This is a genomic window from Pseudomonas sp. LD120 (assembly GCF_009861525.1).
Classification (GTDB): Bacteria; Pseudomonadota; Gammaproteobacteria; order Pseudomonadales; family Pseudomonadaceae; genus Aquipseudomonas.
This window is the reverse complement of sequence record NZ_WVHL01000005.1, coordinates 2,282,452-2,307,211: the sequence shown is the minus strand read 5'-3', so window position 1 is coordinate 2,307,211 and position 24,760 is coordinate 2,282,452. Positions and strand designations below refer to the sequence as shown.

Below are 24,760 nucleotides of genomic sequence, written 5' to 3'. Positions count from 1 at the left end.
GAGATTTCACTTGCAGCTTGCCGCTTGACACTTCCCCCCTGCCTCTTTGCGACCAAGTGTCGCACCCCTCTCCCCGCCGCGTTTGCACTGATCTGAATCAGGACTAAGCTTGCCCCGAAGTGGACTGGCAATGACAGGTCACAGGCCAAAGGTATCCGCGCGATTCCAAGCTGTAGCTCGATGACAGAGGCCGCAGAGGCTGGTTTATACCGGCTATCGGCTGACCTACCGCCTGTCAGTTGATCCACAGGCTTCCACACACCCGGTTACAACTAACCTGACACCCCGAGTTTTTTGCCTGCTGCGGCATTTTGTCCGAGGGCAATATTTATCCCTACTCGGCATAGGGAAAGGCCGCAGAATCAGGCATGGAACGCATTGACCCAGGTCATGGCGCGTTGCAATGACCCCCTGCTTTCTCCATACTTGCGGCCGATTTTTATCCCTAATAAAACACCCAAACCGTGGAACCTTAGAATGAGCACAGCAATCAGTCCGACTGCTTATAACTATAAGGTAGTCCGCCAGTTCGCCATCATGACGGTGGTCTGGGGGATCCTTGGCATGGGGCTCGGTGTCTTCATCGCCTCGCAACTGGTCTGGCCGGAGTTGAACTTCGGTCTGCCGTGGACGACGTTTGGACGCCTGCGCCCGCTGCACACCAACCTGGTGATCTTCGCCTTCGGTGGATGTGCATTGTTTGCCACTTCTTACTACGTCGTGCAGCGAACCTGCCAAACGCGACTGATTTCCGACAGCCTCGCGGCCTTCACCTTCTGGGGTTGGCAAGCGGTGATCGTCGGCGCGATCGTGACCCTGCCACTGGGTTACACCACCACCAAGGAATACGCCGAACTGGAATGGCCTCTGGCTATTCTGCTGGCGATCGTCTGGGTCACCTATGGCCTGGTGTTCTTTGGCACCATCACCAAGCGCAAGACCAAGCACATCTACGTGGGCAACTGGTTCTACGGTGCCTTCATCGTGGTGACCGCGATGCTGCACATCGTTAACCACGCGTCCTTGCCGGTCAGCTTCTTCAAGTCCTACTCGGCCTACGCCGGTGCGACTGACGCGATGATTCAATGGTGGTACGGCCACAACGCGGTGGGCTTCTTCCTGACTACTGGCTTTCTGGGGATGATGTACTACTTCGTTCCGAAACAGGCCGAGCGTCCGATCTACTCCTATCGCCTGTCCATCGTGCACTTCTGGGCGTTGATCACCCTGTACATCTGGGCCGGTCCGCACCACCTGCACTACACCGCGCTGCCGGACTGGGCACAATCGTTGGGCATGGCCATGTCGATCATCCTGCTGGCTCCGAGCTGGGGCGGCATGATCAACGGCATGATGACCCTGTCGGGCGCCTGGCATAAGCTGCGCACCGACCCAATCCTGCGCTTTCTGGTGGTGTCCCTGGCGTTCTACGGCATGTCGACCTTCGAAGGCCCGATGATGGCGATCAAGACCGTCAACTCGCTCTCGCACTACACCGACTGGACCATCGGCCACGTACACGCCGGCGCTCTGGGCTGGGTCGCGATGATCTCCATCGGCGCCCTGTATCACCTGATCCCGAAAGTCTTCGGCCGTCAGCAGATGCACAGCACCGGTCTGATCAACACCCACTTCTGGCTGGCCACCATCGGTACCGTGCTCTACATCGCCTCGATGTGGGTCAACGGCATTACCCAGGGCCTGATGTGGCGCGCCATCAACGACGACGGCACCCTCACCTACTCCTTCGTCGAAGCGCTGCAAGCCAGCCACCCGGGCTTTATCGTCCGTGCTCTGGGCGGCGCGTTCTTCGCCACCGGCATGCTGATCATGGCGTACAACGTGTTCCGCACCGTTCGCGCCTCGAACCCGGCTGAAGCTGAAGCCGCCGCTCAGATCGCTGTAGTTGGAGCTCACTGATGAAGCACGAAGTAGTCGAGAAGAACATTGGCCTGCTGGCCTTCTTCATGGTCATCGCCGTCAGCATTGGCGGCCTGACCCAGATCGTTCCACTGTTCTTCCAGGACGTCACCAACAAGCCGGTGGAAGGCATGAAGCCGCGCACCGCGCTGGAACTGGAAGGCCGCGACGTGTACATCGCCAACGGCTGTGTCGGCTGCCACTCGCAAATGATCCGTCCGTTCCGCGCCGAAACCGAGCGTTACGGCCACTACTCGGTAGCCGGTGAAAGCGTCTGGGACCACCCCTTCCTGTGGGGCTCCAAGCGTACCGGTCCGGACCTGGCTCGTGTCGGCGGTCGTTACTCCGATGACTGGCAGCGTGCGCACTTGTACAACCCGCGCAACGTGGTCCCCGAGTCGAAGATGCCGGCTTATCCGTTCCTCGTAGAAAACAAGCTCGACGGCAAAGACACCGCGAAGAAAATGGAAGTCTTGCGCACGCTCGGCGTTCCTTACACCGACGAAGACATCGCCGGCGCCAAGGATGCTGTGAAGGGCAAAACCGAAATGGACGCGCTGGTGGCCTATCTGCAAGGCCTGGGCACCATCATCAAAAGCAAACGGTGATCTAGATGGATATCGGGATGATTCGTGGCTTGGGCACCCTCGTTGTGATGGTGGCCTTCATCGGTCTGGCGCTGTGGGTATTCAGCCCCAAGCGCAAGTCCGAGTTTGAAGACGCAACCTTGCTGCCGTTCGCGGATGATCCCGACGCCATCAAGCACGTCGAGCAAGCTTCTAGGAGTAACAAAGAATGACTACGTTCTGGAGTCTGTACGTCACAGTCCTCAGTCTGGGTACCATCTTCGCCCTGACCTGGCTGCTGCTGTCGACCCGCAAGGGCCAGCGCGCCGAGCAGACCGACGAGACGGTCGGCCACTCCTTCGACGGGATCGAGGAGTACGACAACCCGCTGCCACAATGGTGGTTCATGCTGTTTGTCGGCACCATCGTCTTTGCCCTGGGTTACCTGGTGCTGTACCCCGGCCTGGGCAACTGGAAAGGCGTTCTGCCCGGCTACAACTACCTCGATAACGAAAAGCAGACCCCGTTCGCCAATGGCCAGTCCGGCTGGACCGGCGTGCACGAGTGGGAAAAGGAAATGGCCAAGTCGGACGCCAAGTTCGGTCCGATTTTCGCCAAGTACGCTGCCATGCCTATCGAGGAAGTCGCCAAGGACCCACAAGCCCTGAAAATGGGTGGCCGCCTGTTCGCCTCCAACTGCTCGGTCTGCCATGGTTCCGACGCCAAGGGCGCCTATGGCTTCCCTAACCTGACCGACGCCGACTGGCGCTGGGGCGGCGAGCCGGAAACCATCAAGGCCACCATCATGGCTGGTCGCCACGCAGTGATGCCGGCCTGGCTGGACGTGATTAAAGAACAAGGCGTCAGCGACGTTGCCGCCTATGTGCTGACCAACCTCGATGGGCGCAAACTGCCGGAAAGCGTCAAGGCTGATCCGGTCAATGGCCAGAAGTTGTTCGCCGCCAACTGCGCGGTCTGCCACGGTCCGGAAGGCAAAGGCACCCCCGCCATGGGCGCGCCCAACCTGACTCACCCAGGAGCGTTCATCTACGGTTCGAGCTTTGCCCAACTGCAGCAGACCATTCGTTACGGCCGCCAAGGCGTGATGCCTGCGCAGGAACAACTGCAAGGCAACGACAAGGTTCACCTGCTGGCGGCTTACGTCTACAGCCTGTCCCATGGTGACAAGCAGGCCGACGCCGAGTAAGACCGACGCCCGAGAGCTACACCCGACGGCCCCGCCCATCAACATTGGCGGGGCCGTTTTGTTTGCGCCTTGCACCGGCTGATGCTCGACGGCGCCCCCCTTGCCGACGACCCAGCAGTAACGTTTCGACAATGTGGCCGACTTCGAGACCTGCAGCGTACGCCCGCTCGCCCCCAGGAAGAATTGAACGGCGCACCGCGCAAAAGGGTCCATACTCCGCAAGTCAATTGATTCAAGTCATTACACCATCAGTTGATTTCTCCCAACGCGACCAAAGGTCGCACCCTTGCGCTAGAGCTAGAGGCGTATCATTGCGCCACTGCAACACCCCTTTGACCCCGGTCGGCATGCACTGACCGAGGCACTTTTCCACTGCCGTGGGATGCAATGATGAGCAACCAAATTCCCGTACAAAACGTTACCCCGCCCACCAAAAACGCGAATAACAGCGTTGACCTCTACGCCTCCAGGGAAAAAATCTACACCCGCGCCTTCACTGGCCTGTTCCGCAACCTGCGCATGCTCGGCGGCGCCGGTCTGTTCCTGCTCTACTTCGGTACTGTCTGGCTCAACTGGGGGGGCCACCAGGCCGTCTGGTGGAACCTGCCGGAGCGCAAGTTCTTCATTTTTGGCGCCACCTTCTGGCCCCAGGACTTCATCCTGCTCTCGGGCCTGCTGATCATTGCCGCCTTCGGCCTGTTCTTTATCACCGTCTATGCCGGACGTATCTGGTGCGGCTACACCTGTCCGCAGAGTGTCTGGACCTGGATCTTCATGTGGTGCGAGAAAGTCACCGAGGGCGACCGTAACCAGCGGATCAAGCTGGACAAGGCCCCCATGAGCGCCAACAAGCTCCTGCGCAAGCTGAGCAAGCACAGCCTCTGGCTGCTGATCGGTTTCGTCACCGGCATGACCTTCGTCGGCTACTTCTCGCCGATCCGCGAACTGGTCATCGACTTCTTCACCGGCCAAGCCGATGGCTGGTCGTATTTCTGGGTTGGTTTCTTCACCCTGGCCACCTATGGCAACGCCGGCTGGCTGCGCGAACAGGTGTGCATCTACATGTGCCCTTACGCGCGTTTCCAGAGCGTTATGTTCGACAAGGACACCCTGATCGTCTCCTACGATCCGCGCCGTGGCGAAAGCCGTGGCCCGCGCAAGAAAGGCGCCGACTACAAGGCCATGGGCCTGGGGGACTGTATCGACTGCACCATGTGCGTCCAGGTTTGCCCCACCGGCATCGACATCCGCGACGGCCTGCAGATCGAGTGCATCGGTTGCGCCGCGTGCATCGACGCCTGCGACAACATCATGGACAAGATGGAGTACCCCCGCGGCCTCATCAGCTACACCACCGAACACAACCTCTCCGGACAGAAAACCCATAAACTGCGTCCGCGTCTGATCGGTTACGCCCTGGTGCTGCTGACCATGATCAGTCTGCTGGTGACCGCATTCTTCATGCGCTCGCTGGTGGGTTTCGACGTCAGCAAGGACCGCGTGCTGTACCGCGAAAACGCCGAAGGGCGGATCGAGAACGTCTACAGCCTGAAGATCATGAACAAGGATCAGCGCGATCACACCTATGTGCTTGACGCAGCCGGCCTGCCGGATCTGAAACTGCAGGGCAAACGCGAAATCCACGTGGTCGCCGGCGATATCGTCAGCATGCCAGTGGAACTGTCGATTGCTCCGGAACAACTGCCATCGACCACCAACGAGGTGAAATTCATCCTCAAGGATGCCGACGATGACAGCGTCCACGTTGAAGCCAAGAGCCGATTCATCGGCCCACAAATTCGTTAAGAGAAGTGACCATGCCCACCGCCACCGCAAGTCCTTGGTACAAGCACCTCTGGCCCTGGATCATCATCGGCATCCTCGCTTGCTCGGTGACCCTGACCCTGTCCATGGTGACCATCGCCGTGAACAATCCGGACAACTTGGTCAACGACAACTACTACGAGGCCGGCAAGGGCATCAACCGCTCCCTGGACCGAGAACTGCTGGCCCAGACCCTGAAAATGCGTGCCAGCATGCACCTCGACGAACTGACCGGGGAAGTGGAGCTGCGCCTGAGCGGCAATAGCCAGCCCAAGACCCTGGAACTGAACCTGATCTCGCCAACCCAGCCAGAGAAGGACCGCAAGATCACCCTGGCCCGTAGCGAAAGCGAGCACGGCCGCTACATCGGCCAACTGACCGATCAAGTCGAAGGCCGGCGCTTCGTCGAACTGCTGGGCGTCGAAGGCGACAAGACCTGGCGTATGTTCGAAGAAGAACAAGTCAGCCACGACAAGGACCTGCTGCTGGGTGATGAGCCGCTGCAAGGGGCGGAAGACCTGAACTGATCAACACCTGTCGTCCATCACCGGCCCGCCGCCTTTCCCCTCACTCGGGTTGCAGGCAACTGGCCGGCGATGAGTTTTTCCCCGACCACAAAGATCGCCGATGACCACGCCACTGCCTTGCTACCACTGCGCCCTGCCGGTTCCCGCCGGAAGCCGGTTCACCGCCGTCGTGCTCGGCGAATCCCGCGAGTTTTGCTGCCCCGGTTGCCAGGCGGTGGCCGAGGCGATCGTCGCGGGCGGCCTGGAGCACTACTACAGCCATCGCAGTGAAGCCTCAGCCAACCCCGACGCCTTGCCCGTGCAACTGCTGGACGAATTGGCGCTGTACGACCGCGCCGATGTGCAAAAACCGTTCGTGCGCCACGAAGGCGATCTGGCGGAAGCCACGTTGCTGATGGAGGGCATCAGTTGCGCGGCCTGCGGCTGGCTGATCGAAAAGCACCTGCGCAGCCTGCCGGCGGTGGCCGAAGCCCGACTCAACCTGTCCAACCACCGACTGCATGTGCGCTGGGCCGACAGCCAGTTGCCCTTGAGCCAGGTTCTCAGTGAGCTGCGGCACATCGGCTATGCGGCCCACCCTTACCAGCCGGACCGTGCCTCCGAGCAACTAGCCAGCGAGAACCGCCTGGCTCTGCGCCAGCTGGGGGTCGCCGGGCTGCTGTGGTTCCAGGCCATGATGGCAACCATGGCCACCTGGCCGGAATTCAACATCGACCTGAGCCCGGAACTGCACACCATTCTGCGCTGGGTCGCGCTGTTCCTCACCACCCCGATCGTCTTCTACAGTTGCGCCCCGTTCTTCAAAGGTGCCATGCGTGACCTGCGCACCCGCCATCTGACCATGGACGTCTCGGTGTCGCTGGCCATCGGCGGGGCCTATCTGGCGGGAATATGGACGTCCATCAGCGGCGTCGGCGAACTGTATTTCGACGCGGTGGGCATGTTCGCTCTGTTCCTTCTCGCCGGCCGCTACCTGGAACGCCGGGCTCGGGAGCGCACCGCAGCGGCCACCGCACAACTGGTCAACCTGCTGCCTGCCTCCTGCTTGCGCTTGGGCGACGACGGCCAGAGCGAACGTATCCTACTCACCGAATTGCGCCTGGGCGACCGGGTGCTGGTCCACCCCGGTGCCGTGCTGCCGGCCGACGGCAAGATCCTCGATGGCCAGTCGAGCATCGATGAATCCCTGCTCACCGGCGAATACCTGCCGCAACCCCGCAGCCTGGGGGACAGTGTCACCGCCGGCACCCTGAACGTTGAAGGCGCGTTGACGGTGGAAGTCCAGGCCTTGGGCCAGGACACCCGCCTGTCCGCCATCGTGCGCCTGCTGGACAGGGCCCAGGCGGAGAAGCCTCGACTGGCCGAAGTGGCCGACCGTGCGGCCCAGTGGTTTCTGCTGTTCTCACTGATTGCCGCTGCCGCCATCGGCCTACTGTGGTGGCAGTTGGACGCCTCCCGCGCCTTCTGGATCGTCCTGGCCATGCTGGTCGCCACCTGCCCTTGCGCACTGTCCCTGGCCACCCCAACCGCCCTGACCGCCGCCACCGGGACCCTGCACAAACTCGGCCTACTGCTGACTCGCGGTCATGTGCTGGAAGGCCTGAATCAGATCGACACAGTAATTTTCGACAAGACCGGCACCCTCACCGAAGGACGCCTGGCACTGCGCGCCATCCGCCCCTTGGGACCGCTGTCCAACGATCAATGCCTGAGCCTGGCCGCCGCGCTGGAAAATCGTTCCGAGCACCCTATTGCCAAGGCCTTCGGCCGCGCCCCTGTAGCCGCCGAGGACGTCACCAGCAGCCCGGGGCTGGGCCTGGAAGGCCAGGTGGGCACGCAACGCCTGCGCATCGGCCAGCCGGCGTTTGTCTGCGAACTCAGCGGTTGCCCGGTGCCCGCCATGCCCGACGAGGCCGGCCAATGGCTGCTGCTCGGCGACACTCAGGGTGCGCTCGCCTGGCTGGTGCTTGACGATCGCCTGCGCAGTGACGCTCCTGCCCTGCTGGCGGCGTGTAAGGCACGAGGCTGGCATACCCTACTGCTCTCGGGCGACAGCTCGCCGATGGTCGCCAGCGTCGCCGCCGAACTGCAAATCGACGAAGCCCGTGGTGGCCTGCGCCCGGATGACAAACTGCAGGTGCTGCAACACCTGCATCAACAGGGCCGCAAAGTGCTGATGCTCGGTGACGGCGTCAATGATGTGCCGGTACTGGCCGCGGCCGACATCAGCGTGGCCATGGGTTCGGCCACTGACCTGGCGAAAACCAGCGCCGACGCGGTGCTCTTGTCCAACCGCCTGGACGCTCTGGTGCAGGCTTTCAGCCTGGCCCGCCGAACTCGCCGGGTCATCATCGAGAACCTGCTCTGGGCCGGGCTGTACAATGGCCTGATGTTGCCGTTCGCCGCCCTCGGCTGGATCACTCCGGTGTGGGCCGCGGTCGGCATGTCCATCAGTTCGCTGACCGTGGTGCTCAACGCGCTACGCCTGACCCGCATGCCGGGGCTGGCCGACAGCGCCACAGCCCCCGAAACCCGCCCGCTGCCGGCTTGAGCCGCCGGGCATGGAGTCCAGATGCCTGCTCTTTATGTGATGATTCCGGCCGCCCTGCTGATCGTGGCCATCGCCATCTACATCTTCTTCTGGGCCGTCGACAGCGGTCAGTACGACGACCTCGACGGCCCGGCCCACAGCATCCTGTTCGACGACCAGGACCCCAGCCACACTGCGGCCGTAGACGAAGCCAAGGGGGCCCAGATGGATGAAGCAGGGCCGCCCAAAAAACAGGAACCGCCTCATGCTTGAGCTGGCGCCGCTGCTGGTATCGGCAGTGATCCTCGGACTCTTGGGCGGCGGCCACTGCCTGGGGATGTGTGGCGGCCTGATGGGCGCCCTGACCCTGGCCATTCCCCAGGCGCAACGCAGCCGACGCTTTCGCCTGCTGCTGGCGTACAACCTGGGGCGCATCCTCAGCTACGCCCTGGCCGGCCTGCTGGTTGGCCTGGCTGGCTGGGCCGTGGCCAGCAGCCCGGTGGCGCTGTTCATGCGAGTACTGGCGGGGGCGTTGCTGATTGCCATGGGCCTGTACCTGGCCGGCTGGTGGAGCGGCCTGACCCGCATCGAAGGCCTGGGCCGGGGCCTGTGGCGACATATCCAGCCCGTGGCCAACCGCCTGCTGCCGGTCTCCAGCCTGCCTCGCGCGCTGCTCCTTGGGGCTCTTTGGGGCTGGCTGCCCTGCGGCCTGGTGTACAGCACCCTGCTGTGGTCGGCAAGCCAGGGCAACGCCCTGGACAGCGCCCTGTTAATGCTGGCATTCGGCCTAGGCACCTGGCCGGTCCTACTGGCCACCGGCCTGGCGGCGGAGCGAATCACCGCACTGCTGCGGCGGCGCAGCGTACGCCTGGCCGGCGGCCTGCTGGTCATCCTCTTCGGCATCTGGACCCTACCCGGTCCACACCAACACTGGCTGATGGGGCATTGATCCAGGCCAGCCATGGACTACGCTCCCCTGGCGCCTCCAATCGCGCTGAACGAGGAATGGCCAGCGCCTTCTGAACCTGCATTCCATTGGCTCCCGCCCTTCCTCCCCGCTCATTGAACCGCACTTCATTGATGCAAGCCTGCCCGACGCGCGCCATGCGCCCTCGGGGAGCCAAGGAGCAATGCACATGTCCATGTTCGACTACAAAGGGCAAGACGCCCGCCAACTGATCTCTGACGCCTGGACCCTGGCGGTCTATACCAGCGGAACCGCCACCGCGGGCAAGTTGTTCGAGATCCCCGGCCTGCTGCTTGATGGCAACCATAACTTCAAGCCGCCCACCGGCTGGAAGGAACTCAATGCCCGTGACCTGAACCTCGACACCAGCCACGTCGACATCACCGGCAGCTTCAAGGGCGAGCACACCCTCGGCGCCCAGGCCAGAGTCTTCGGCCAGTACGATGATCAGGGACAACTGCTCAAGGTGGCCTTCTCTATCGCCGGGACCAACTCCCTGAGCGACGTGCTGTTCTATCCGGCGATGATCGACAACTCCTACATCCGTACCTTCGATTACCTGCTGGAGGCGATCAAGGACTACGCCGGAGCCAAAGGCCTGAGCGGCAAGGACGTGCTGGTCACCGGCTACAGCCTGGGCGGCGGCGTGGTCAACAACATGTACCTGAACAAGGACAGCCTCGCCGACGGCTTCTTCAAGGATGCGGACTACTTCGGCATGGAGTCGCCCAAGATCAACGACGGTGACGGGATTTTCAACTTCGGCTTTGAAAACGACGTGGTGCATCGCATCGTCGGCGGCGAGACCGATCTGGGCCTGGCCATCCTCGACGCCCTCAAGGGCAGCGACGCCAACTACCACTCTAGCACCGACAACGTGATTCTCTTCGACAGCATCTACGCCTTGCCGACCTGGCCCAACGGCCCATTCTCCATCGCCAATCTGAGCAACTGGTCGGCGCACATCGGCGGCCTGTTCACTAACCCGATCGAACGCATCGCCCAATCCAGCTTCTATGACTACATCGAGCGCGACAGTACCGTGATCATCAGCAACCTCGACCCTCTGAGTCGCGCCTTAACCTGGGTCAGCGACAAGTGGAGCGCGACCTCTGACCATTACGGCAAGCCAGCCTTTCTGCTGGGTAGTACCAGCGCCGATAAGCTGCAGGATGGCCGTGGCGACGACTTTCTCGATGGCTTTGCCGGCAACGACAGCTTCCGTCTGAGCACCGGCACTGACGTGGTGGCCGGCGGCGACGGTGATGACAAGGTGTTTCTCAAGGGTACGGCGAACACCTATGAAGCCATCCGCCTTAAGGACGGCAGCCTGTTTCTTAACGACAGCAGCGGGCGCTACGGCCTCAAGGAATTGCACGGAGTCGAACACATTGAGTTTGAAAGTGGCCTGGGCAACGCCCTCGGCCAACTGCCGGGAATCGGCGGACTGTTCAGCGGCCTGGGTGAAATGCTGACGCCGGCCTACACCGTCACCGCTAGCAAACTGGTGTACGAAGGACTGTGGGGCTCCGACAAGTCCTACAGCAAGGCGATAGAGGGCGGCAGCGGCAACGATCTGCTGACAGGCGGCAATGACCGTGACCTGATCTTCGGCCTCGATGGCGACGATCGCATCGATGGAGGCGCCGGCAACGACCTGCTGCATGGCGGCGCCGGTCATGACGTGCTGCACGGCGGCAGCGGCAACGATGAGCTGTATGGCGGGTCCGGCAATGATGTACTGATTGGTGGTAGCGGCAACGACCTGCTCAGTGGCGGTGTGGGCAGCGACCTGTTCGTGTTCGATCAGGGAAATTTCGGCCATGACCGGATCAGCGACTTCAACCTTCATCAGAACGGTCATGACCGACTCCTATTCTCCCGCGAGCTGTTTGGCTCCACGGAGGCCGTGCTCCACGCGACGACCCAACAAGGCAATGACGCCTTGATCCGCCTGGGAGACAACAGCGTGACCCTGGTGGGCTTCAATGCCTCGCAACTCAACAGCGACATGATCCTCATCGGCTGAGCCCGACAGCCGACCGCCGCCTTCGGGCGGCGGTCAACTTGGCGGTTGTGACAGCTCAAGCCCACGGCCAGGGCTGCTCCGGCAGCTCCCGAACACCCTTGATACAAGTCAAGATGGCCCCGGCCTGAAGCCCCTAGACTCGCGAACACTGCCAGCCTATCCGGGGGAATTCCCGCATGCTCGACGCCATTCGTTGGGACACAGATCTGATCCGCCGTTACGACCTGGCGGGACCACGCTACACCTCATACCCGACCGCGGTGCAATTCAGCAGTCAAGTCGGCGCCTTCGATCTGCTGCACGCCCTACGCGACAGCCGCAAGGCCCAGCGCCCGCTGTCGCTGTACGTGCACATCCCGTTCTGCGCCAACATCTGCTACTACTGCGCCTGCAACAAAGTGATCACCAAGGATCGCAGCCGCGCCTTGCCTTACCTGCAGCGCCTAGAGCAAGAAATGCAACTGATTGCCTGCCACCTGGCACCCAACCAGCGGGTCGAGCAACTGCACTTCGGCGGCGGCACACCGACCTTTCTCAACCACGATGAACTGCGCCAACTGATGGCCTTGCTGCGCAAGCACTTCAATCTGCTCGACGATGACTCCGGCGACTATGGCATCGAGATCGACCCCCGGGAAGCGGACTGGTCGACCATGGGCCTGCTGCGAGAGCTGGGCTTCAACCGGGTCAGTATCGGCCTTCAGGACCTGGACCCTGCGGTGCAACGAGCAGTCAATCGCCTGCAAAGTCTGGAAGAAACCCGAGCAGTGATCGAGGCCGCTCGCACCCTGCAGTTTCGCTCCATCAACATCGACCTGATCTACGGACTGCCCAAGCAAACTCCGGACAACTTTGCCCGCACCGTGGAAGAAGTCATCAGCCTGCAACCGGATCGGCTGTCGGTGTTCAACTACGCCCATCTGCCCGAGCGCTTCATGCCGCAACGGCGAATCAATAGCAATGAACTGCCGGCACCGGCAGAAAAACTGCAGATGCTGCAACGTACCATCGAGCAACTGACCGCCGCCGGTTATCGCTACATCGGCATGGATCATTTCGCCCTGCCCGACGACGAACTGGCGATTGCGCAAGAAGAATCGACCCTGCAACGCAACTTTCAGGGTTACACCACTCACGGTCATTGCGACTTGATTGGACTGGGTGTTTCCGCCATCAGTCAGATCGGTGATCTTTATTGCCAAAACAGCAGCGACCTGACGCACTATCAAAATGCTCTAGCCGGCGCACAACTGGCCACGAGTCGTGGCTTAGTGTGCAACGCCGACGATCGTCTGCGCCGTGAAGTTATTCAACAACTGATCTGCAACTTTAGTCTTAAGTTCGAAGAAATAGAGCACACGTTCAATATCGACTTTCGCGGCTACTTCAATGAACTATGGCCGGAACTGGAGGGAATGGCCGACGATGGTTTGATCGAACTAAGCAGCGAATCGATCAGCGTCTTGCCTGCGGGACGCTTGCTAGTGCGCTCGGTGTGCATGATCTTCGATGCGTACTTGGGCCAGCAAAACCGCCAACGTTTTTCCCGAGTGATCTAAGACTGCATGGCCAGTGTGGCGACCTTCAAGACTTGCTCGGAGCTCAAACCGGTCTCTTTCATTGTCTTGGCCAGGGACGCATTGGCGGTCAGCAAGCCCCCGTTGAGCGTGGCCAGCGTTGATTGCAGGCTGCCGATCCGGATTCTAGCGGCTTCGGGGGTTAGATGCTTGTCAGCCTTGACCGCCTGCAACTGGGCCATGATTTCGACAATCTGTCGTTGCAACTGTCTGATCATTTTGAGGATTCGCTGAATATTTTCGGGCAGGCCGCTGTCCTCGATATCAGTGTCACGCCCCTTGGCGGCGGCGGATTGCTTCAGACCCGCCCCGGACAGCGACACTTTGACGCCCTCCTCAAGCGTTGTTTTTGCAACTAATGGTTTCACCCTTAGTTCATCGTCATCGGCGCTTTTTGCAGGCTCTGAGATTGACTGCAAGTTGTTGCTGCCATTAGTAATACCGCCAACGGATGACATTTTCTCGGCACTCCAAGTTACTCTCAGTAACAGCTTATCGACCTAAAAAAGGATTGCTTAACGACTCAAAGTCAATGCGGCACGGACTGGCCGGAACCTCCTCCCGTGAGTTACCCTTACGGCTTATGTGTGCTTTCCCACAAGGATTCTAGAATGTCCGAGCCAGTTAAACTGCGCGCTCATAACCAGGCCCATTGCAAGGATTGCAGCCTGGCACCTCTATGCCTGCCACTTTCCTTGAATTTGGAAGACATGGACGCGCTGGACGAGATCGTCAAACGTGGCCGCCCATTGAAAAAAGGCGAATTCCTGTTCCGTCAGGGTGACGGTTTCGACTCGGTTTATGCCGTGCGTTCAGGCGCGCTGAAAACCTTCAGCCTCAGCGACAGCGGCGAGGAACAGATCACCGGCTTCCACCTGCCCAGCGAGTTGGTCGGGCTGTCCGGCATGGACACCGAAAGTCACCCGGTTTCCGCCCAGGCGCTGGAAACCACTTCGGTGTGTGAGATTCCCTTCGAGCGTCTCGACGAATTGGCCTTGCAACTGCCGCAATTGCGCCGCCAATTGATGCGTGTCATGAGCCGCGAGATCCGTGACGATCAACAAATGATGCTGTTGCTGTCGAAAAAAACCGCCGATGAGCGCATTGCCACCTTCCTGGTCAACTTGTCGGCCCGCTTCCGCGCCCGTGGTTTTTCGGCCAACCAGTTCCGCCTGAGCATGTCGCGCAACGAAATTGGCAACTACCTGGGTCTGGCGGTTGAAACCGTGTCGCGGGTGTTCACTCGGTTCCAGCAGAATGAACTGATTGCCGCCGAAGGCAAGGAGGTGCACATCCTCGATCCGATCCAGCTCTGCGCCTTGGCCGGTGGCTCGGTAGAAGGCTGATCCACGGCACTTGTGACTGAGCCAATAGGCTCGGTCGCAGGTATACTGGCGCGGCCTAAATTGCCCGCCAGGACACCTGAAGATGGCCTTCGACTCCTTCGACATCAAATCCCTGATCCGCCCTGTCATCGACTTCCCCAAACCGGGGGTGATTTTTCGCGACATTACCCCCCTGTTCCAGTCTCCCCGGGCCCTGCGCCTGGTGGCCGACAGCTTCGCCCAGCGTTATGTCGAAGAGGATTTCAGCCACATCGGCGCCATGGACGCCCGTGGTTTCCTGATCGGTTCGATCATCGCCTACCAACTGAACAAGCCGCTGATCCTGTTCCGCAAACAGGGCAAACTGCCGGCCGACGTTCTCGCCGAGAGCTACCAGACCGAGTACGGCCAAGCCTTCCTTGAAGTGCACGCCGATAGCTTGTGTGAAGGTGACTCGGTACTGATGTTCGATGACCTGATTGCCACCGGCGGCACCCTGATTGCCGCAGCCAATCTGGTACGGCGCATGGGAGCGAAGATCTACGAAGCCGCTGCCATCATCGATCTGCCGGAGCTGGGCGGCTCGCAGAAGCTGGAAGACATGGGCATCCCGACGTTCTGCCTGACGCAGTTCTCACTGAGCGAACGCTAAGCCAATGCCCGCCGCCCCCGCCAATGGCCGGGAGCGGCGGGTCGCCCATCTCACCACCCGCGCCAGACACAGCGCCGCCATGGATGCGCCCAACTCATTGGTGAAGCCCGGCAACAAGCCGTTTCCAGATGGACAGAGCCGGACTAGAGCCCCATCTGCTTACTGATGATTTCGTTCATCACCTCGCGGGTACCACCACCGATAGAAAGGATGCGATTGTCGCGGTACAGGCGCTCCACCAGGCTTTCACGCATATAGCCCATGCCGCCGAGGATCTGCACGGCATCGTTGGTAATCCGGTCGGCGGTGTCGGTCGCGAAGTTCTTGGCCATGGAGATTTCCTTGATCACGCTTTTGCCGGCCGCCATCTTCGCCGCCTGGCGGTAGGTGAACTCCCGGGACACTTCCAGCGCGGTAGCCATCTCCGCCAGGCGGTGCTTGAGCACCTGAAACTTGGCGATGGGTCTGCCAAAGGCTTCGCGCTCGCGGGCCCACTTAAGGCTTTCCTCCAGGGCCATTTGCGCCGTCATGTTGGCCATCACCGCCAACGCCAGGCGCTCGCTCTGGAAGTTGCCCATGATGCAGGCAAACCCCATGTTTTCGGCCCCCACCAGGTTAGCCACCGGCACCCGACAATCCTCAAAAAACAGCTCGGCGGTGTCCGAAGCCCACCACCCCATCTTTTTCAACTGCCTCCCAACGCTGAAGCCAGGGGTGCCCTTTTCGATCATGAGCAGGCTGATTCCCCCATAACCGGGCTCGCCGGTGCGTACCGCCACGCTATAGAAATCCGCGCGCACGCCGCTGGTGATGAAGGTCTTGCTGCCAGTGACCCGATAGTGATCGCCATCGCGCACGGCGCGGGTCTGCAGATTGGCCACATCCGAGCCGCCGCTGGGCTCGGTGACAGCCAGCGCGCAAATCTTTTTCCCGGACAGCACTTGCGGCGCTATCAGGTCGCGCACTTCGGGACGGGCCCATTTGATGATCGGCGGCAAACCAATATCCAGCGACCCCAGCCCCGCCACCAAACCGCCAGAGCCACTGCGCATCAACTCTTCACTGGCGGCAATCTTGGCGAACAGATCGCCTGCGTGGCTACCGCCCAAGACTTCGGGATAACCGATACCGAGAATGCCCGCGGCGCCGGCCTTGAGGTACAGCTCGCGAGGAAAACTGCCCGCCTCCTCCCACTGATCGACCTCGGGAAGAATTTCACGCTCGACGAAACGTCGCACGCTGTCGCGAACCAACTGGTGGCTGGGATCGAAGTATTCCTGGCAGGCAGACATCGGCAAGCTCCTCTGAAGGGTCGAGGAAACTTACCAAGCGCTTGCTTGGTTTTCAAGGCGATCCGTTTGATCCTTGCCAGCCGGCATGCCGGCTCCCGGAAACCGGCCCTACAGGGTTATGGGTTTGCGCCCGGCAAAAGAGTGCGCCAGGGTGCCACCGTCCACCAGCTCCAACTCGCCTCCCAACGGCACGCCATGGGCGATCCGTGAGGTGATCAGGCCTTTGTTGGTCAGTAGCTGGGCGATGTAGTGGGCGGTAGCCTCGCCTTCCACCGTGGGATTGGTGGCCAGGATGACTTCGGTGAAGCTGCCTTGCTCTTCGATCCGCGTCAGCAGTTGTGGAATACCGATGGCTTCCGGGCCCAGCCCGTCCAGGGGCGACAGATGCCCTTTGAGCACAAAGTAACGACCGCGATAACCGGTCTGCTCCACGGCGTAAACGTCCATCGGGCCCTCCACCACGCACAGCAACGTGTCGTCACGGCGCGGATCGGCGCACTGCGGGCACAACTCATCCTCGGTCAGGGTCCGGCATTGACGGCAATGGCCCACCCCTTCCATGGCCTGGCTCAGCGCCTGGGCCAGGCGCACGCCACCGCTGCGATCACGCTCAAGCAGTTGCAGGGCCATGCGCTGGGCGGTTTTCTGGCCCACGCCCGGCAAGGTGCGCAGGGCATCGATCAGTTGGCGAATCAGGGGGCTGAAGCTCATGGGCAAAGGTCCGACAAAACGACGAGACGCGGTTTATACCCGCGCCTCGGGACAGCGTCAAATGCTCGCGTCCTGAGCCACCTTGACCACCAACTTGCCGAAGTTACGCCCTTCCAGCAGACCGATGAAGGCGTCGGGCGCCTGCTCCAGGCCTTCGACCACATCCTCTTTGAACTTGACCTTGCCTTCGAGCACCCAAGGCGCCATCGCCTTGATGAACTCCGGATGGCGATCACCATAGTCGTCAAAGACGATGAACCCCTGGATGCGGACCCGTTTGGTCAGCAGCGTGCGTTGCAACAGCGGCAGACGGTCCGGCCCTGGTCGCAGTTCCTGAGCGTTGTATTGAGCGATCAGTCCGCACAGGGGAATGCGCGCCCGGGGATTGAGCAAGGGCAACACGGCATCGAACACCTTGCCGCCAACGTTCTCAAAATAGATGTCCACCCCATTGAAGCAGGCCTGGGCCAACTCATCGCTAAAGTCATCCCCCTTGTGATCGATGCAGGCATCGAAACCCAGTTCCTCGACCACATAGCGGCACTTCTCGGCACCACCGGCAACGCCCACCACCCGCAGCCCCTTGAGCTTGGCCACCTGCCCCACCACAGAGCCCACCGCACCAGACGCCGCGGCCACCACCAGGGTTTCCCCGGCCTTAGGCTGGCCGATCTCCATCAGCCCCATATAGGCAGTCATTCCGGGCATGCCCAGCACCCCCAGGGCCATGGAAGGGCTAGGCAAACCAGACGGCACGGGCATCAGGTTGCGGCCATCACTGATGCTGTGGCTCTGCCAGCCCGTGGCACCCAGCACCAGATCGCCGGCCTGGAACTTCGGGTTCAGCGAGCGCTCAACCCGGCTGACCGCGCCACCGGTCATGACCTCGCCGATCTCCACCGGTGCGGCATAGGACGGCGCATCGCTCATGCGACCACGCATGTAGGGGTCCAGGGACAGATAGAAGGTCTTCAGCAGGACTTGGCCATCGGCCAGCTCCGGCAAGGCCACCCGCTCCAGGCGGAAGTTTTCCGGAACCGGCGCGCCCTGGGGACGCGAAACCAGCACCACGCGCTGATTAAGGGTCATTGTTTGCGGCATCACAGGCACCCCTTTATGGAAAGTTGAATAGGACCGTACAGGGTGCAGACCATAGACGCGCAGCGGCGTTCGATGTTTCTGGCGCGCGCGAAAGAGCCCCTGCCGGCACTCTGAGCGCCCCAGCACCGCCGAGCCAAAAAAAATGCCAGGCTCAAGGCCTGGCATTTTTAGGGTCCATCCGAGACGCGATGGCGAATCAGAACGGCAGCTTCATGCCCGGAGGCAGTTGCATGCCAGCGGTCATGCCGGACATTTTTTCCTGGCTGTTGGACTCGATCTTGCGTACGGCGTCGTTCACCGCTGCGGCAAACAGGTCTTCCAGCACTTCGCGATCATCGTCGCTGACGCCTTCCAGCAGGCTCGGATCGATGCTCACGCGCTTGATGTCGTGACGACCGGTCATGACCACGGTGACCATGTCGCCGCCAGCCTTGCCGGTGACTTCAGCGTTGGCCAGTTCTTCCTGCATCTTGGCCATCTTTTCCTGCATCTGCTGCGCCTGCTTCATCAGGCCGGCCATGCCACCTTTCATCATGGGAATTACCTCAAAGTACGGGGATGGAAACAGCGCCCGGCCCACGGCCCGGCGCCCTTTAAGTGATCAACCCTGGCTAGCCAGGGCCTCGACGGGTTCAATAGTATCGTGGCGCACCACGGCACCGAACGTCTGGACCATCTGCTGGATGAACGGATCGCCGTGGATCGACTCTTCCGCCTCGCGCTGACGATCGGCACGGCGCCGGGAAGCGGCCTGGGCCGGGGTTTCCTGCTCGGGCTTGATCAGTTCAATGGCCAGGGTCAGGGTGCGGCCATGGTACTGGTTCAGCGCATCGTTGAGGCGACGCTGCTGAGTGGCGTTGAACAGGGCGCTATGGGCCGGATCCAAGTGCAGCAGCCAATTGTCGCCGTCCACGGCCATCAAGGTGCAGTTGGCGGCGATGCTACCGGTCATGCCGGAAATCGGCAGCTTCGGAAACAGTTCCAGCCACTCAAGCGCCAAGCCGGTGGCCGGCTTGGCGGCGGGCTCTGGTTCGGGTTCCGGGGGCGGTTCAGCGGCGTGCTCACTGGCCAGTTCGTCGAGGTAGCTGTAGGCCGAGTCCATGTCCGGCTCGATATAGTCCTCGTCCAGGGGCGGCTCGTCATCCAGATCGATCCCCGGGGTGGCGGCCTCAACCTCGGCCACGCTCGGCTCGAGCACCGGCGCACTGACCCACTCCGGCGCATCCGGCACCACGCTGTCCGGCGCAGGCGCGGGCATCGGCGTCAGTTCGGGCTGTTCGGCCGTCACTTCCAGCACCGGCTCCGCAGCCGGCTGCTGTTCCACCGAAGGCCCTGCCGGATCGTTCCACGGCAGGTCGACCACCTCTTCGGTGATCACCGGCTCAGGCTCGGGCTCGGCAACAAGGGTTTCGGCGACCGGCGGCGTGACAGGTACCGGAGCGACCACCGGGGCTGGGTCTGGAACCGGGGCTGCGGGGGCTGCGACCGGCGCGCTGGCAACGGGCGCCACAGGCACAGGCACAGGCACAGCAGGCGCTGGTGCCGCCACGGCTTGGGCGGAATCAACTGTGGCCTGGCTGATCCCCACTGGCTTTAGCGGCTGTCTCGGTGCGTCCGCGGTGTCCGCGGGGCGGAACGCCAGCATCCGCAGCAGGACCATTTCAAAGCCCCCGCGCGGGTCCGGCGCCAGCGGCAGGTCGCGCCGGCCAATCAGGCCCATCTGGTAATAGAACTGTACGTCTTCGGCCGGCAGCGCCTGGGCCAGGGATAGCACCCGATCGCGATCGCCATGACCGTTGTCGACCCCTTCCGGCAGCGCCTGGGCAATCGCTACCCGGTGCAGCACGTTGAGAATTTCCGAGAGCACGCCGTTCCAATCCGGGCCTTGCTCCGCCAGATGACGTACCGCCTCCAGCAGCGCCTTGGCGTCGCCGTCGATCAGCGCATGGAGCACGTCGTAGACCTGGCCGTGATCGAGGGTACCGAGCATGGCCCGCACATCGGCGGCCATGACCTTGCCTTCGCCGAAGGCGATGGCCTGGTCGGTCAGACTCATCGCGTCACGCATCGAGCCGTCGGCGGCGCGGCCCAACAGCCACAGCGCATCGTCCTCGAACGGCACGTTCTCCACGCCCAGGACGTGACTCAAGTGCTCGACCACCCGCTCGGGGGTCATGTTTTTCAGGGAGAACTGCAGGCAGCGGGACAAGATGGTCGCTGGCAGTTTCTGCGGATCGGTGGTCGCCAGGATGAACTTGACGTAGGGTGGCGGCTCTTCGAGGGTTTTGAGCAAGGCGTTGAACGAGTGACTGGAGAGCATGTGCACTTCGTCGATCAAATAGACCTTGAAGCGCCCGCGGCTCGGCGCGTATTGCACGTTATCCAGCAGTTCACGGGTGTCCTCGACCTTGGTCCGGCTCGCGGCGTCGATCTCGATCAGGTCGACGAAGCGCCCCTCATCGATCTCGCAGCACACCGAACAGGTGCCACAGGGCGTAGACGTGATACCTGTTTCACAATTCAGGCATTTGGCAATGATCCGCGCGATAGTGGTCTTGCCCACTCCGCGAGTGCCCGTGAAAAGATAGGCATGGTGCAGCCGCTGGCTGTCCAAGGCATTGATCAGAGCCTTGAGCACATGGGTCTGGCCGACCATTTCGCGGAACGAGCGCGGACGCCATTTACGTGCAAGAACCTGATAACTCATCGAAAACCGTCGCAACTGGAAAGCGGAAGCCGGTAATGCTAGCGGAGCAAGGGCGAAATTGCATCCGGCGCGCGCGTCTAATCTGTCTAAGCTGACTATTGCAGAGCAATGCCCGACCGTGGAGAGCCTATGCGTTTGATCTGGGGCGTCCTGCTTCTACTTAGCGCCAACCTGGAGGCCGCCGAGCCACCCTTGCGTTTTGTCATCGCCGACAGCTGGGCCATGCCAACCATTGAGATCGTTGATAACCAGCCCACCACTGGCATCCTTTACGACACCATGAACAGCCTGGCCCGGCACATGGACAGGCGGGCGGAGTTCCACGTGCTGGCGCGAGCCCGGGTGCAGAACGCCATGACTCAAGGCGAAGTCGATGTACGCTGCTACGTCGCGCAGTCGTGGCTGCCGAACCAGTCCGGTGACTTTCTGTGGAGCCTGCCGCTGTTCACCCAACGCAACCTGTTGGTAAGTGCCCACCAGGTTCCCGCTGCGGTCAACCTGGGGGAACTGTCGCGACAACCCATCGGTACGGTCCTGAGCTACACCTACACGTCTTTGCAACCGCTGTTCGACGCCCACCAACTGATTCGCGACAACGCCCGCAACGAGGCACAAGTGCTGCAAAAACTGGTGGCCGGACGATACCGCTACGCCATCGCCAGCCAGTGGACCCTGGATTGGTTCAACAAGACCCAGGCGCCCGACAACCCGCTGTACAGCGTCGCCGTGGTGCAAGAGCAGGCCGTGGGCTGCTATGTGCGTAACGACCCGGTGGTACCGGCACAGCGTATTCTACGTACCTTGCTGCGCATGAAGATGTCCGGCGAAATCGATGCCATCGTCCAACGCTACATCGGCCCACAGCCGCGTACTCAAGCCTCGGAGACCGCCTCGCCCTGAATCGCCACGCCACGCCACGCCAGCGACGGTTGAAAACCGCGCACCCACTCCAGCACCGCATCGGCCGGCATCGGCGCGGCAATGAAATCGCCCTGAGCCACCTCGCACCCCAGGGCCATCAGCCGCTCACCATGGGCCAGGCTCTCCAATCCCTCTGCCACGACTTGACGACCGAATGCCCGGGCCAACCCTACCAGCGCCTGGATCAGCGCCTGATCGCCCTGATCATGAAGCATGTCGCGAACGAACAGCCGGTCAATCTTGATGGTCTGGGTGCGCAGGCGCTTGAGGTAACTGAGCGATGAATGCCCAGTGCCAAAATCCCCCAGAGAAAACTGCACACCGAACCCCTGGCAGGCGTCGAGACAATCGCTGACCCGCTGGATATTGTCGCTGGCCACCGACTCGACAATCTCCAGATCCAGCAACGCCGGTGAAACATCCGCATAGCGATCCAGCATGTCCTTGAGACGCTCAACAAAATCCGCCCGCTGAAAATGCCGAGCAGCGACATTCAGACTCACCGGCCAGCCATAGCCCGAGGCTTGCCAGCGCTGCAGTTGGCTCATCACCTGATCCATGACCCACTCACCGATATCGACGATCAGGTCAGTCTCTTCCACCTGGGGCAGAAACTCCTGGGCGCCAAGCATCCCGCGTTGCGGATGCTGCCAACGCAACATCGCCTCCAGCCCCACGACCGCGCCGCTGCGCATATTGATCTTGGGTTGGAAGTACAAGTGCAACTGACCGCCCTCAAGCGCCTGGCGCACCTGTTCCACGGTCTGATAGGTGACCATCACTTCACGGTCACGCAGCACGTCGAACAAATGAAAACGATTGCGTCCGCTTTGCTTGGCCACGTACATCGCTTGATCGGCATGGCGCAACAACGTGTCGGCGTCATGGTTGTCGGTGGGAAACAGGGTCACGCCAATGCTGGCAAAGACGTTGATGTCCTTGCCCTGAATTGAGTAAGGCTGGGAAATGGCGACCAACACCCGCTGCAATGCCGCGCGCAACTCCAACATATCGCGCACATAACGCAGGATCAGCACGAACTCGTCACCGCCCAGTCGCGCCACCACATCCTCGCCACGAATGATCGAACGCAAGCGCGCAGCCACCTCGACCAGCAGCAGATCGCCGCACGCATGCCCGTAGCCATCGTTGACCGCCTTGAAACCGTCCAGATCGAGCATGCACACCGCCAGCGGAATGTCTTCCTGCCGGGAGAAATCCAGGGCCTGATGCAGCAACTCGGAGAGGAAGGCCCGATTGGGCAGGCCGGTCAGCACGTCATGCCCGACCCGCCACTGCAGCGAGTGCAGCAGTTGGCGCTTCTCACTGACATCGAAACGGATCGACACATAACGCATCACCTTCCCGGTAAGCGGGTCCATCAAGGGCACCATGGTGCTGTCGACCCAGTACAAGCTGCCGTCCTTGGCACGGTTACAGATTTCCCCCTTCCATACCCGGCCCTGGGTGATGGTCTGCCACAAGTCACTGAAGAAACCTGGCGGGTGCAGCCCGGAACTGAGCATACGGTGGTTGGCACCGATCAGTTCCTCGCGGCTATAACCCGACACCTGACAGAACAGGTCATTGACATAGGTGATGGATCCGCTCAGATCTGTCTCGGAGAAGATGGCGGCGGCATCCACGGCCCTGCGGTATTTCTCATCCATGAGTCGAACTCACCGTCGCTAGCGGTTGAACCGCTCGACCAGGGCACGCAGCCCGGAAGAGATGTTTTCCAACTCGGCGCCGCGAACCACTCCAGCGCTGGCATTCTCAGCAGTGCGTTGCACGGTGGCGGCGACACTGTTGATTTGTTCGGAAACCGATTCAGCTACATGGGACTGCTCCTGGGAGGCTGCAGCCATTTGCTGGCTCATGTCTGTGATGCGCTCCACTGCCGCACTGATGCCCTGCAGGGCCTGCTGCGCCTGCACAACCTGTTGCACACCCTGCTCAGCCTCTTCGATGCCAAGGTTGGCGATTTGTACTGCCCCTTCGGCGCCGGCCCGCAAGTTCTGAATGATGCCCTGGATCTGCTGGGTCGACTCGCGAGTCTTGCCTGCCAGGGCTCGCACCTCATCGGCCACCACGGCAAATCCACGGCCCTGCTCACCGGCGCGGGCAGCCTCGATGGCGGCGTTCAGGGCCAGCAGGTTGGTCTGATCGGCGATCGCCTGGATCATGCTCGCCGCCACCATGATGTCCTGGGTCTGACCGGCCAGGTCGCCCACCGCCTGGTTGATCTGACTGACGGTGCGGGCCAGCAATTGAATGGCATCACGCGACGTGCCCGCGACCTGACTGCCCTGCTGCGCCAGGAGGTTCGCGGTGTGGGCCTCACTGGCGGTGTGCTGCACATGCTCGGCCACCTCAGTGATTGACGCCGCCATCTGGGTCATGGCGGTGGCGGTCATGTCAGTCTCGGCTCGCTGCTCGCGCAACGCTGATTCGGTGCGGCTGGACAACTGGCAAGAATCAGTCGCTGCCGTGGCCATTTGCCGAGCCAGATCACTGAGACGGGTCAAGGCCGTTTTCAGCCGGGCCTCCTCACTGATCAAAATCATCTGCAACTGCGCCGCCGGGCCCAACGCTTCGCTATAGGCCAAGGCACAGATAGGATCGGCAAAGGTGTTCGGGGTACTGCCGACAATCTGCTTGAGCTGCTGCCCCAAGTGACGTTGTCCGAGCCACCCGACGCTGACAAACCCCGCAAGCGTCAGTCCCTGAGCCAACGGTGTTGGCAGCCAGGCAAACGCCGCCAGACACCCCAGCGCCACCAAGACGGGCAGCAGCAATGGCCGCGCCCCAAGTGCAACGCGCCGCCTCATCGAAACCGGCGACTTATCGGCCCGCAACCGGGCGTACAACGCTTCGGCGCGGCTCACCTGCTCCCGGGTAGGC

22 protein-coding genes are annotated in these 24,760 nt (G+C 61.6%); 14 read left to right on the top strand and 8 right to left on the bottom strand.

Annotated elements, in window-relative coordinates; genetic code table 11:
* Nucleotides 1-477 precede the first annotated feature (477 nt).
* The 11 genes from ccoN (at nt 478) to hemN (ending at nt 13,129) form a co-directional block, all read left to right on the top strand.
* Nucleotides 478-1,920 carry a cytochrome-c oxidase, cbb3-type subunit I gene (ccoN, locus tag PLD_RS24870; RefSeq protein WP_159897364.1) on the top strand — a complete coding sequence of 481 codons (1,443 nt, stop codon included), beginning with the start codon at nt 478-480 and terminating at the stop codon, nt 1,918-1,920.
* A complete protein-coding gene (gene ccoO / locus PLD_RS24865; RefSeq protein WP_011060240.1) occupies nt 1,920-2,528 on the top strand; it encodes a cytochrome-c oxidase, cbb3-type subunit II in 609 nt (202 codons plus the stop codon). Before ccoN ends, ccoO begins: the two co-directional genes overlap by 1 nt.
* Nucleotides 2,529-2,533: 5 nt before the next feature.
* Nucleotides 2,534-2,719 carry a CcoQ/FixQ family Cbb3-type cytochrome c oxidase assembly chaperone gene (locus tag PLD_RS24860; RefSeq protein ID WP_011060239.1) on the top strand — a complete coding sequence of 62 codons (186 nt, stop codon included), beginning with the start codon at nt 2,534-2,536 and terminating at the stop codon, nt 2,717-2,719.
* Nucleotides 2,716-3,693, top strand: a complete 978-nt coding sequence (ccoP, locus tag PLD_RS24855; protein WP_159897363.1) for a cytochrome-c oxidase, cbb3-type subunit III — start codon at nt 2,716-2,718, stop codon at nt 3,691-3,693. The genes PLD_RS24860 and ccoP overlap by 4 nt, the downstream gene beginning before the upstream one ends.
* 390 nt (nt 3,694-4,083) lie before the next feature.
* Nucleotides 4,084-5,499, top strand: coding sequence for a cytochrome c oxidase accessory protein CcoG (gene ccoG / locus PLD_RS24850; RefSeq protein WP_159897362.1), 1,416 nt, complete (start codon nt 4,084-4,086; stop codon nt 5,497-5,499).
* 11 nt (nt 5,500-5,510) lie between these two features.
* Complete coding sequence (locus PLD_RS24845) at nt 5,511-6,044, top strand: FixH family protein (RefSeq protein ID WP_159897361.1); 534 nt, start codon at nt 5,511-5,513, stop codon at nt 6,042-6,044.
* A 100-nt stretch (nt 6,045-6,144) separates the two neighbouring features.
* Nucleotides 6,145-8,595: a heavy metal translocating P-type ATPase gene (locus PLD_RS24840; RefSeq protein ID WP_159897360.1), complete on the top strand. Its 2,451-nt coding sequence runs from the start codon at nt 6,145-6,147 to the stop codon at nt 8,593-8,595.
* A 21-nt stretch (nt 8,596-8,616) separates the two neighbouring features.
* Nucleotides 8,617-8,847 (top strand): cbb3-type cytochrome oxidase assembly protein CcoS, encoded by a 231-nt coding sequence (ccoS, locus tag PLD_RS24835; protein ID WP_159897359.1) that lies wholly within the window; start codon nt 8,617-8,619, stop codon nt 8,845-8,847.
* A complete protein-coding gene (locus tag PLD_RS24830; protein ID WP_159897358.1) occupies nt 8,840-9,523 on the top strand; it encodes a sulfite exporter TauE/SafE family protein in 684 nt (227 codons plus the stop codon). Before ccoS ends, PLD_RS24830 begins: the two co-directional genes overlap by 8 nt.
* A gap of 187 nt (nt 9,524-9,710) precedes the next feature.
* Nucleotides 9,711-11,570 carry a calcium-binding protein gene (locus tag PLD_RS24825; RefSeq protein ID WP_159897357.1) on the top strand — a complete coding sequence of 620 codons (1,860 nt, stop codon included), beginning with the start codon at nt 9,711-9,713 and terminating at the stop codon, nt 11,568-11,570.
* A 176-nt stretch (nt 11,571-11,746) separates the two neighbouring features.
* Complete coding sequence (gene hemN / locus PLD_RS24820) at nt 11,747-13,129, top strand: oxygen-independent coproporphyrinogen III oxidase (protein ID WP_159897356.1); 1,383 nt, start codon at nt 11,747-11,749, stop codon at nt 13,127-13,129.
* Here the strand turns inward: hemN and PLD_RS24815 are convergent.
* Nucleotides 13,126-13,605, bottom strand: coding sequence for a hypothetical protein (locus PLD_RS24815; RefSeq protein WP_159897355.1), 480 nt, complete (start codon nt 13,603-13,605; stop codon nt 13,126-13,128). The two genes, hemN and PLD_RS24815, sit on opposite strands and share 4 nt — an antisense overlap.
* 153 nt (nt 13,606-13,758) lie before the next feature.
* Between PLD_RS24815 and fnrA the strand changes: the two genes are divergently transcribed.
* Together fnrA and PLD_RS24805 are read left to right on the top strand one after the other, a co-directional pair.
* Entirely contained in the window at nt 13,759-14,493 is a 735-nt protein-coding gene (fnrA, locus tag PLD_RS24810; protein WP_011060230.1) for a Crp/Fnr family transcriptional regulator FnrA, read from the top strand.
* 82 nt (nt 14,494-14,575) lie between these two features.
* Entirely contained in the window at nt 14,576-15,124 is a 549-nt protein-coding gene (locus PLD_RS24805) for an adenine phosphoribosyltransferase (RefSeq protein WP_159897354.1), read from the top strand.
* A 143-nt stretch (nt 15,125-15,267) separates the two neighbouring features.
* On the opposite strand, the gene PLD_RS24800 is transcribed toward PLD_RS24805, so the two are convergent.
* From PLD_RS24800 to dnaX, 5 genes are all read right to left on the bottom strand, one after another.
* Nucleotides 15,268-16,416 carry an acyl-CoA dehydrogenase family protein gene (locus PLD_RS24800; protein ID WP_159897353.1) on the bottom strand — a complete coding sequence of 383 codons (1,149 nt, stop codon included), beginning with the start codon at nt 16,414-16,416 and terminating at the stop codon, nt 15,268-15,270.
* Nucleotides 16,417-16,524: 108 nt separating this feature from the next.
* A complete protein-coding gene (gene recR / locus PLD_RS24795) occupies nt 16,525-17,127 on the bottom strand; it encodes a recombination mediator RecR (protein WP_159897352.1) in 603 nt (200 codons plus the stop codon).
* Between the two features lie 57 nt (nt 17,128-17,184).
* Nucleotides 17,185-18,228 (bottom strand): NADP-dependent oxidoreductase, encoded by a 1,044-nt coding sequence (locus PLD_RS24790; RefSeq protein ID WP_159897351.1) that lies wholly within the window; start codon nt 18,226-18,228, stop codon nt 17,185-17,187.
* Between the two features lie 196 nt (nt 18,229-18,424).
* Nucleotides 18,425-18,763: a YbaB/EbfC family nucleoid-associated protein gene (locus PLD_RS24785; protein WP_159897350.1), complete on the bottom strand. Its 339-nt coding sequence runs from the start codon at nt 18,761-18,763 to the stop codon at nt 18,425-18,427.
* Nucleotides 18,764-18,829: 66 nt separating this feature from the next.
* Nucleotides 18,830-20,935, bottom strand: coding sequence for a DNA polymerase III subunit gamma/tau (dnaX, locus tag PLD_RS24780; RefSeq protein ID WP_159897349.1), 2,106 nt, complete (start codon nt 20,933-20,935; stop codon nt 18,830-18,832).
* A 129-nt stretch (nt 20,936-21,064) separates the two neighbouring features.
* Here dnaX and PLD_RS24775 point away from each other — a divergent pair, with 129 nt between their 5' ends.
* Entirely contained in the window at nt 21,065-21,835 is a 771-nt protein-coding gene (locus PLD_RS24775) for an ABC transporter substrate-binding protein (protein WP_159897348.1), read from the top strand.
* On the opposite strand, the gene PLD_RS24770 is transcribed toward PLD_RS24775, so the two are convergent.
* Both PLD_RS24770 and PLD_RS24765 read right to left on the bottom strand, forming a co-directional pair.
* Nucleotides 21,808-23,526: a bifunctional diguanylate cyclase/phosphodiesterase gene (locus PLD_RS24770; RefSeq protein ID WP_159897347.1), complete on the bottom strand. Its 1,719-nt coding sequence runs from the start codon at nt 23,524-23,526 to the stop codon at nt 21,808-21,810. The two genes, PLD_RS24775 and PLD_RS24770, sit on opposite strands and share 28 nt — an antisense overlap.
* 18 nt (nt 23,527-23,544) lie before the next feature.
* The gene (locus PLD_RS24765; protein WP_371929103.1) at nt 23,545-24,639 is read right to left on the bottom strand and encodes a methyl-accepting chemotaxis protein; all 1,095 of its coding nucleotides are present in this window, start codon (nt 24,637-24,639) and stop codon (nt 23,545-23,547) included.
* Nucleotides 24,640-24,760: the final 121 nt, after the last annotated feature.

What these genes read in the sequence shown, in the direction of transcription:
- ccoO (WP_011060240.1), top strand. Translation starts at nt 1,920, where the DNA reads ATGAAGCACGAAGTAGTCGAGAAGAACATTGGCCTGCTGGCCTTCTTC.
- PLD_RS24770 (WP_159897347.1), bottom strand. Translation starts at nt 23,526, where the DNA reads ATGGATGAGAAATACCGCAGGGCCGTGGATGCCGCCGCCATCTTCTCC.
- PLD_RS24775 (WP_159897348.1), top strand. Translation starts at nt 21,065, where the DNA reads ATGCGTTTGATCTGGGGCGTCCTGCTTCTACTTAGCGCCAACCTGGAG.
- PLD_RS24845 (WP_159897361.1), top strand. Translation starts at nt 5,511, where the DNA reads ATGCCCACCGCCACCGCAAGTCCTTGGTACAAGCACCTCTGGCCCTGG.
- PLD_RS24825 (WP_159897357.1), top strand. Translation starts at nt 9,711, where the DNA reads ATGTCCATGTTCGACTACAAAGGGCAAGACGCCCGCCAACTGATCTCT.
- PLD_RS24840 (WP_159897360.1), top strand. Translation starts at nt 6,145, where the DNA reads ATGACCACGCCACTGCCTTGCTACCACTGCGCCCTGCCGGTTCCCGCC.
- ccoG (WP_159897362.1), top strand. Translation starts at nt 4,084, where the DNA reads ATGAGCAACCAAATTCCCGTACAAAACGTTACCCCGCCCACCAAAAAC.
- PLD_RS24830 (WP_159897358.1), top strand. Translation starts at nt 8,840, where the DNA reads ATGCTTGAGCTGGCGCCGCTGCTGGTATCGGCAGTGATCCTCGGACTC.
- PLD_RS24805 (WP_159897354.1), top strand. Translation starts at nt 14,576, where the DNA reads ATGGCCTTCGACTCCTTCGACATCAAATCCCTGATCCGCCCTGTCATC.
- hemN (WP_159897356.1), top strand. Translation starts at nt 11,747, where the DNA reads ATGCTCGACGCCATTCGTTGGGACACAGATCTGATCCGCCGTTACGAC.
- ccoP (WP_159897363.1), top strand. Translation starts at nt 2,716, where the DNA reads ATGACTACGTTCTGGAGTCTGTACGTCACAGTCCTCAGTCTGGGTACC.
- ccoS (WP_159897359.1), top strand. Translation starts at nt 8,617, where the DNA reads ATGCCTGCTCTTTATGTGATGATTCCGGCCGCCCTGCTGATCGTGGCC.
- PLD_RS24815 (WP_159897355.1), bottom strand. Translation starts at nt 13,605, where the DNA reads ATGTCATCCGTTGGCGGTATTACTAATGGCAGCAACAACTTGCAGTCA.
- dnaX (WP_159897349.1), bottom strand. Translation starts at nt 20,935, where the DNA reads ATGAGTTATCAGGTTCTTGCACGTAAATGGCGTCCGCGCTCGTTCCGC.
- PLD_RS24785 (WP_159897350.1), bottom strand. Translation starts at nt 18,763, where the DNA reads ATGATGAAAGGTGGCATGGCCGGCCTGATGAAGCAGGCGCAGCAGATG.
- PLD_RS24790 (WP_159897351.1), bottom strand. Translation starts at nt 18,228, where the DNA reads ATGCCGCAAACAATGACCCTTAATCAGCGCGTGGTGCTGGTTTCGCGT.
- PLD_RS24800 (WP_159897353.1), bottom strand. Translation starts at nt 16,416, where the DNA reads ATGTCTGCCTGCCAGGAATACTTCGATCCCAGCCACCAGTTGGTTCGC.
- recR (WP_159897352.1), bottom strand. Translation starts at nt 17,127, where the DNA reads ATGAGCTTCAGCCCCCTGATTCGCCAACTGATCGATGCCCTGCGCACC.
- PLD_RS24860 (WP_011060239.1), top strand. Translation starts at nt 2,534, where the DNA reads ATGGATATCGGGATGATTCGTGGCTTGGGCACCCTCGTTGTGATGGTG.
- fnrA (WP_011060230.1), top strand. Translation starts at nt 13,759, where the DNA reads ATGTCCGAGCCAGTTAAACTGCGCGCTCATAACCAGGCCCATTGCAAG.
- ccoN (WP_159897364.1), top strand. Translation starts at nt 478, where the DNA reads ATGAGCACAGCAATCAGTCCGACTGCTTATAACTATAAGGTAGTCCGC.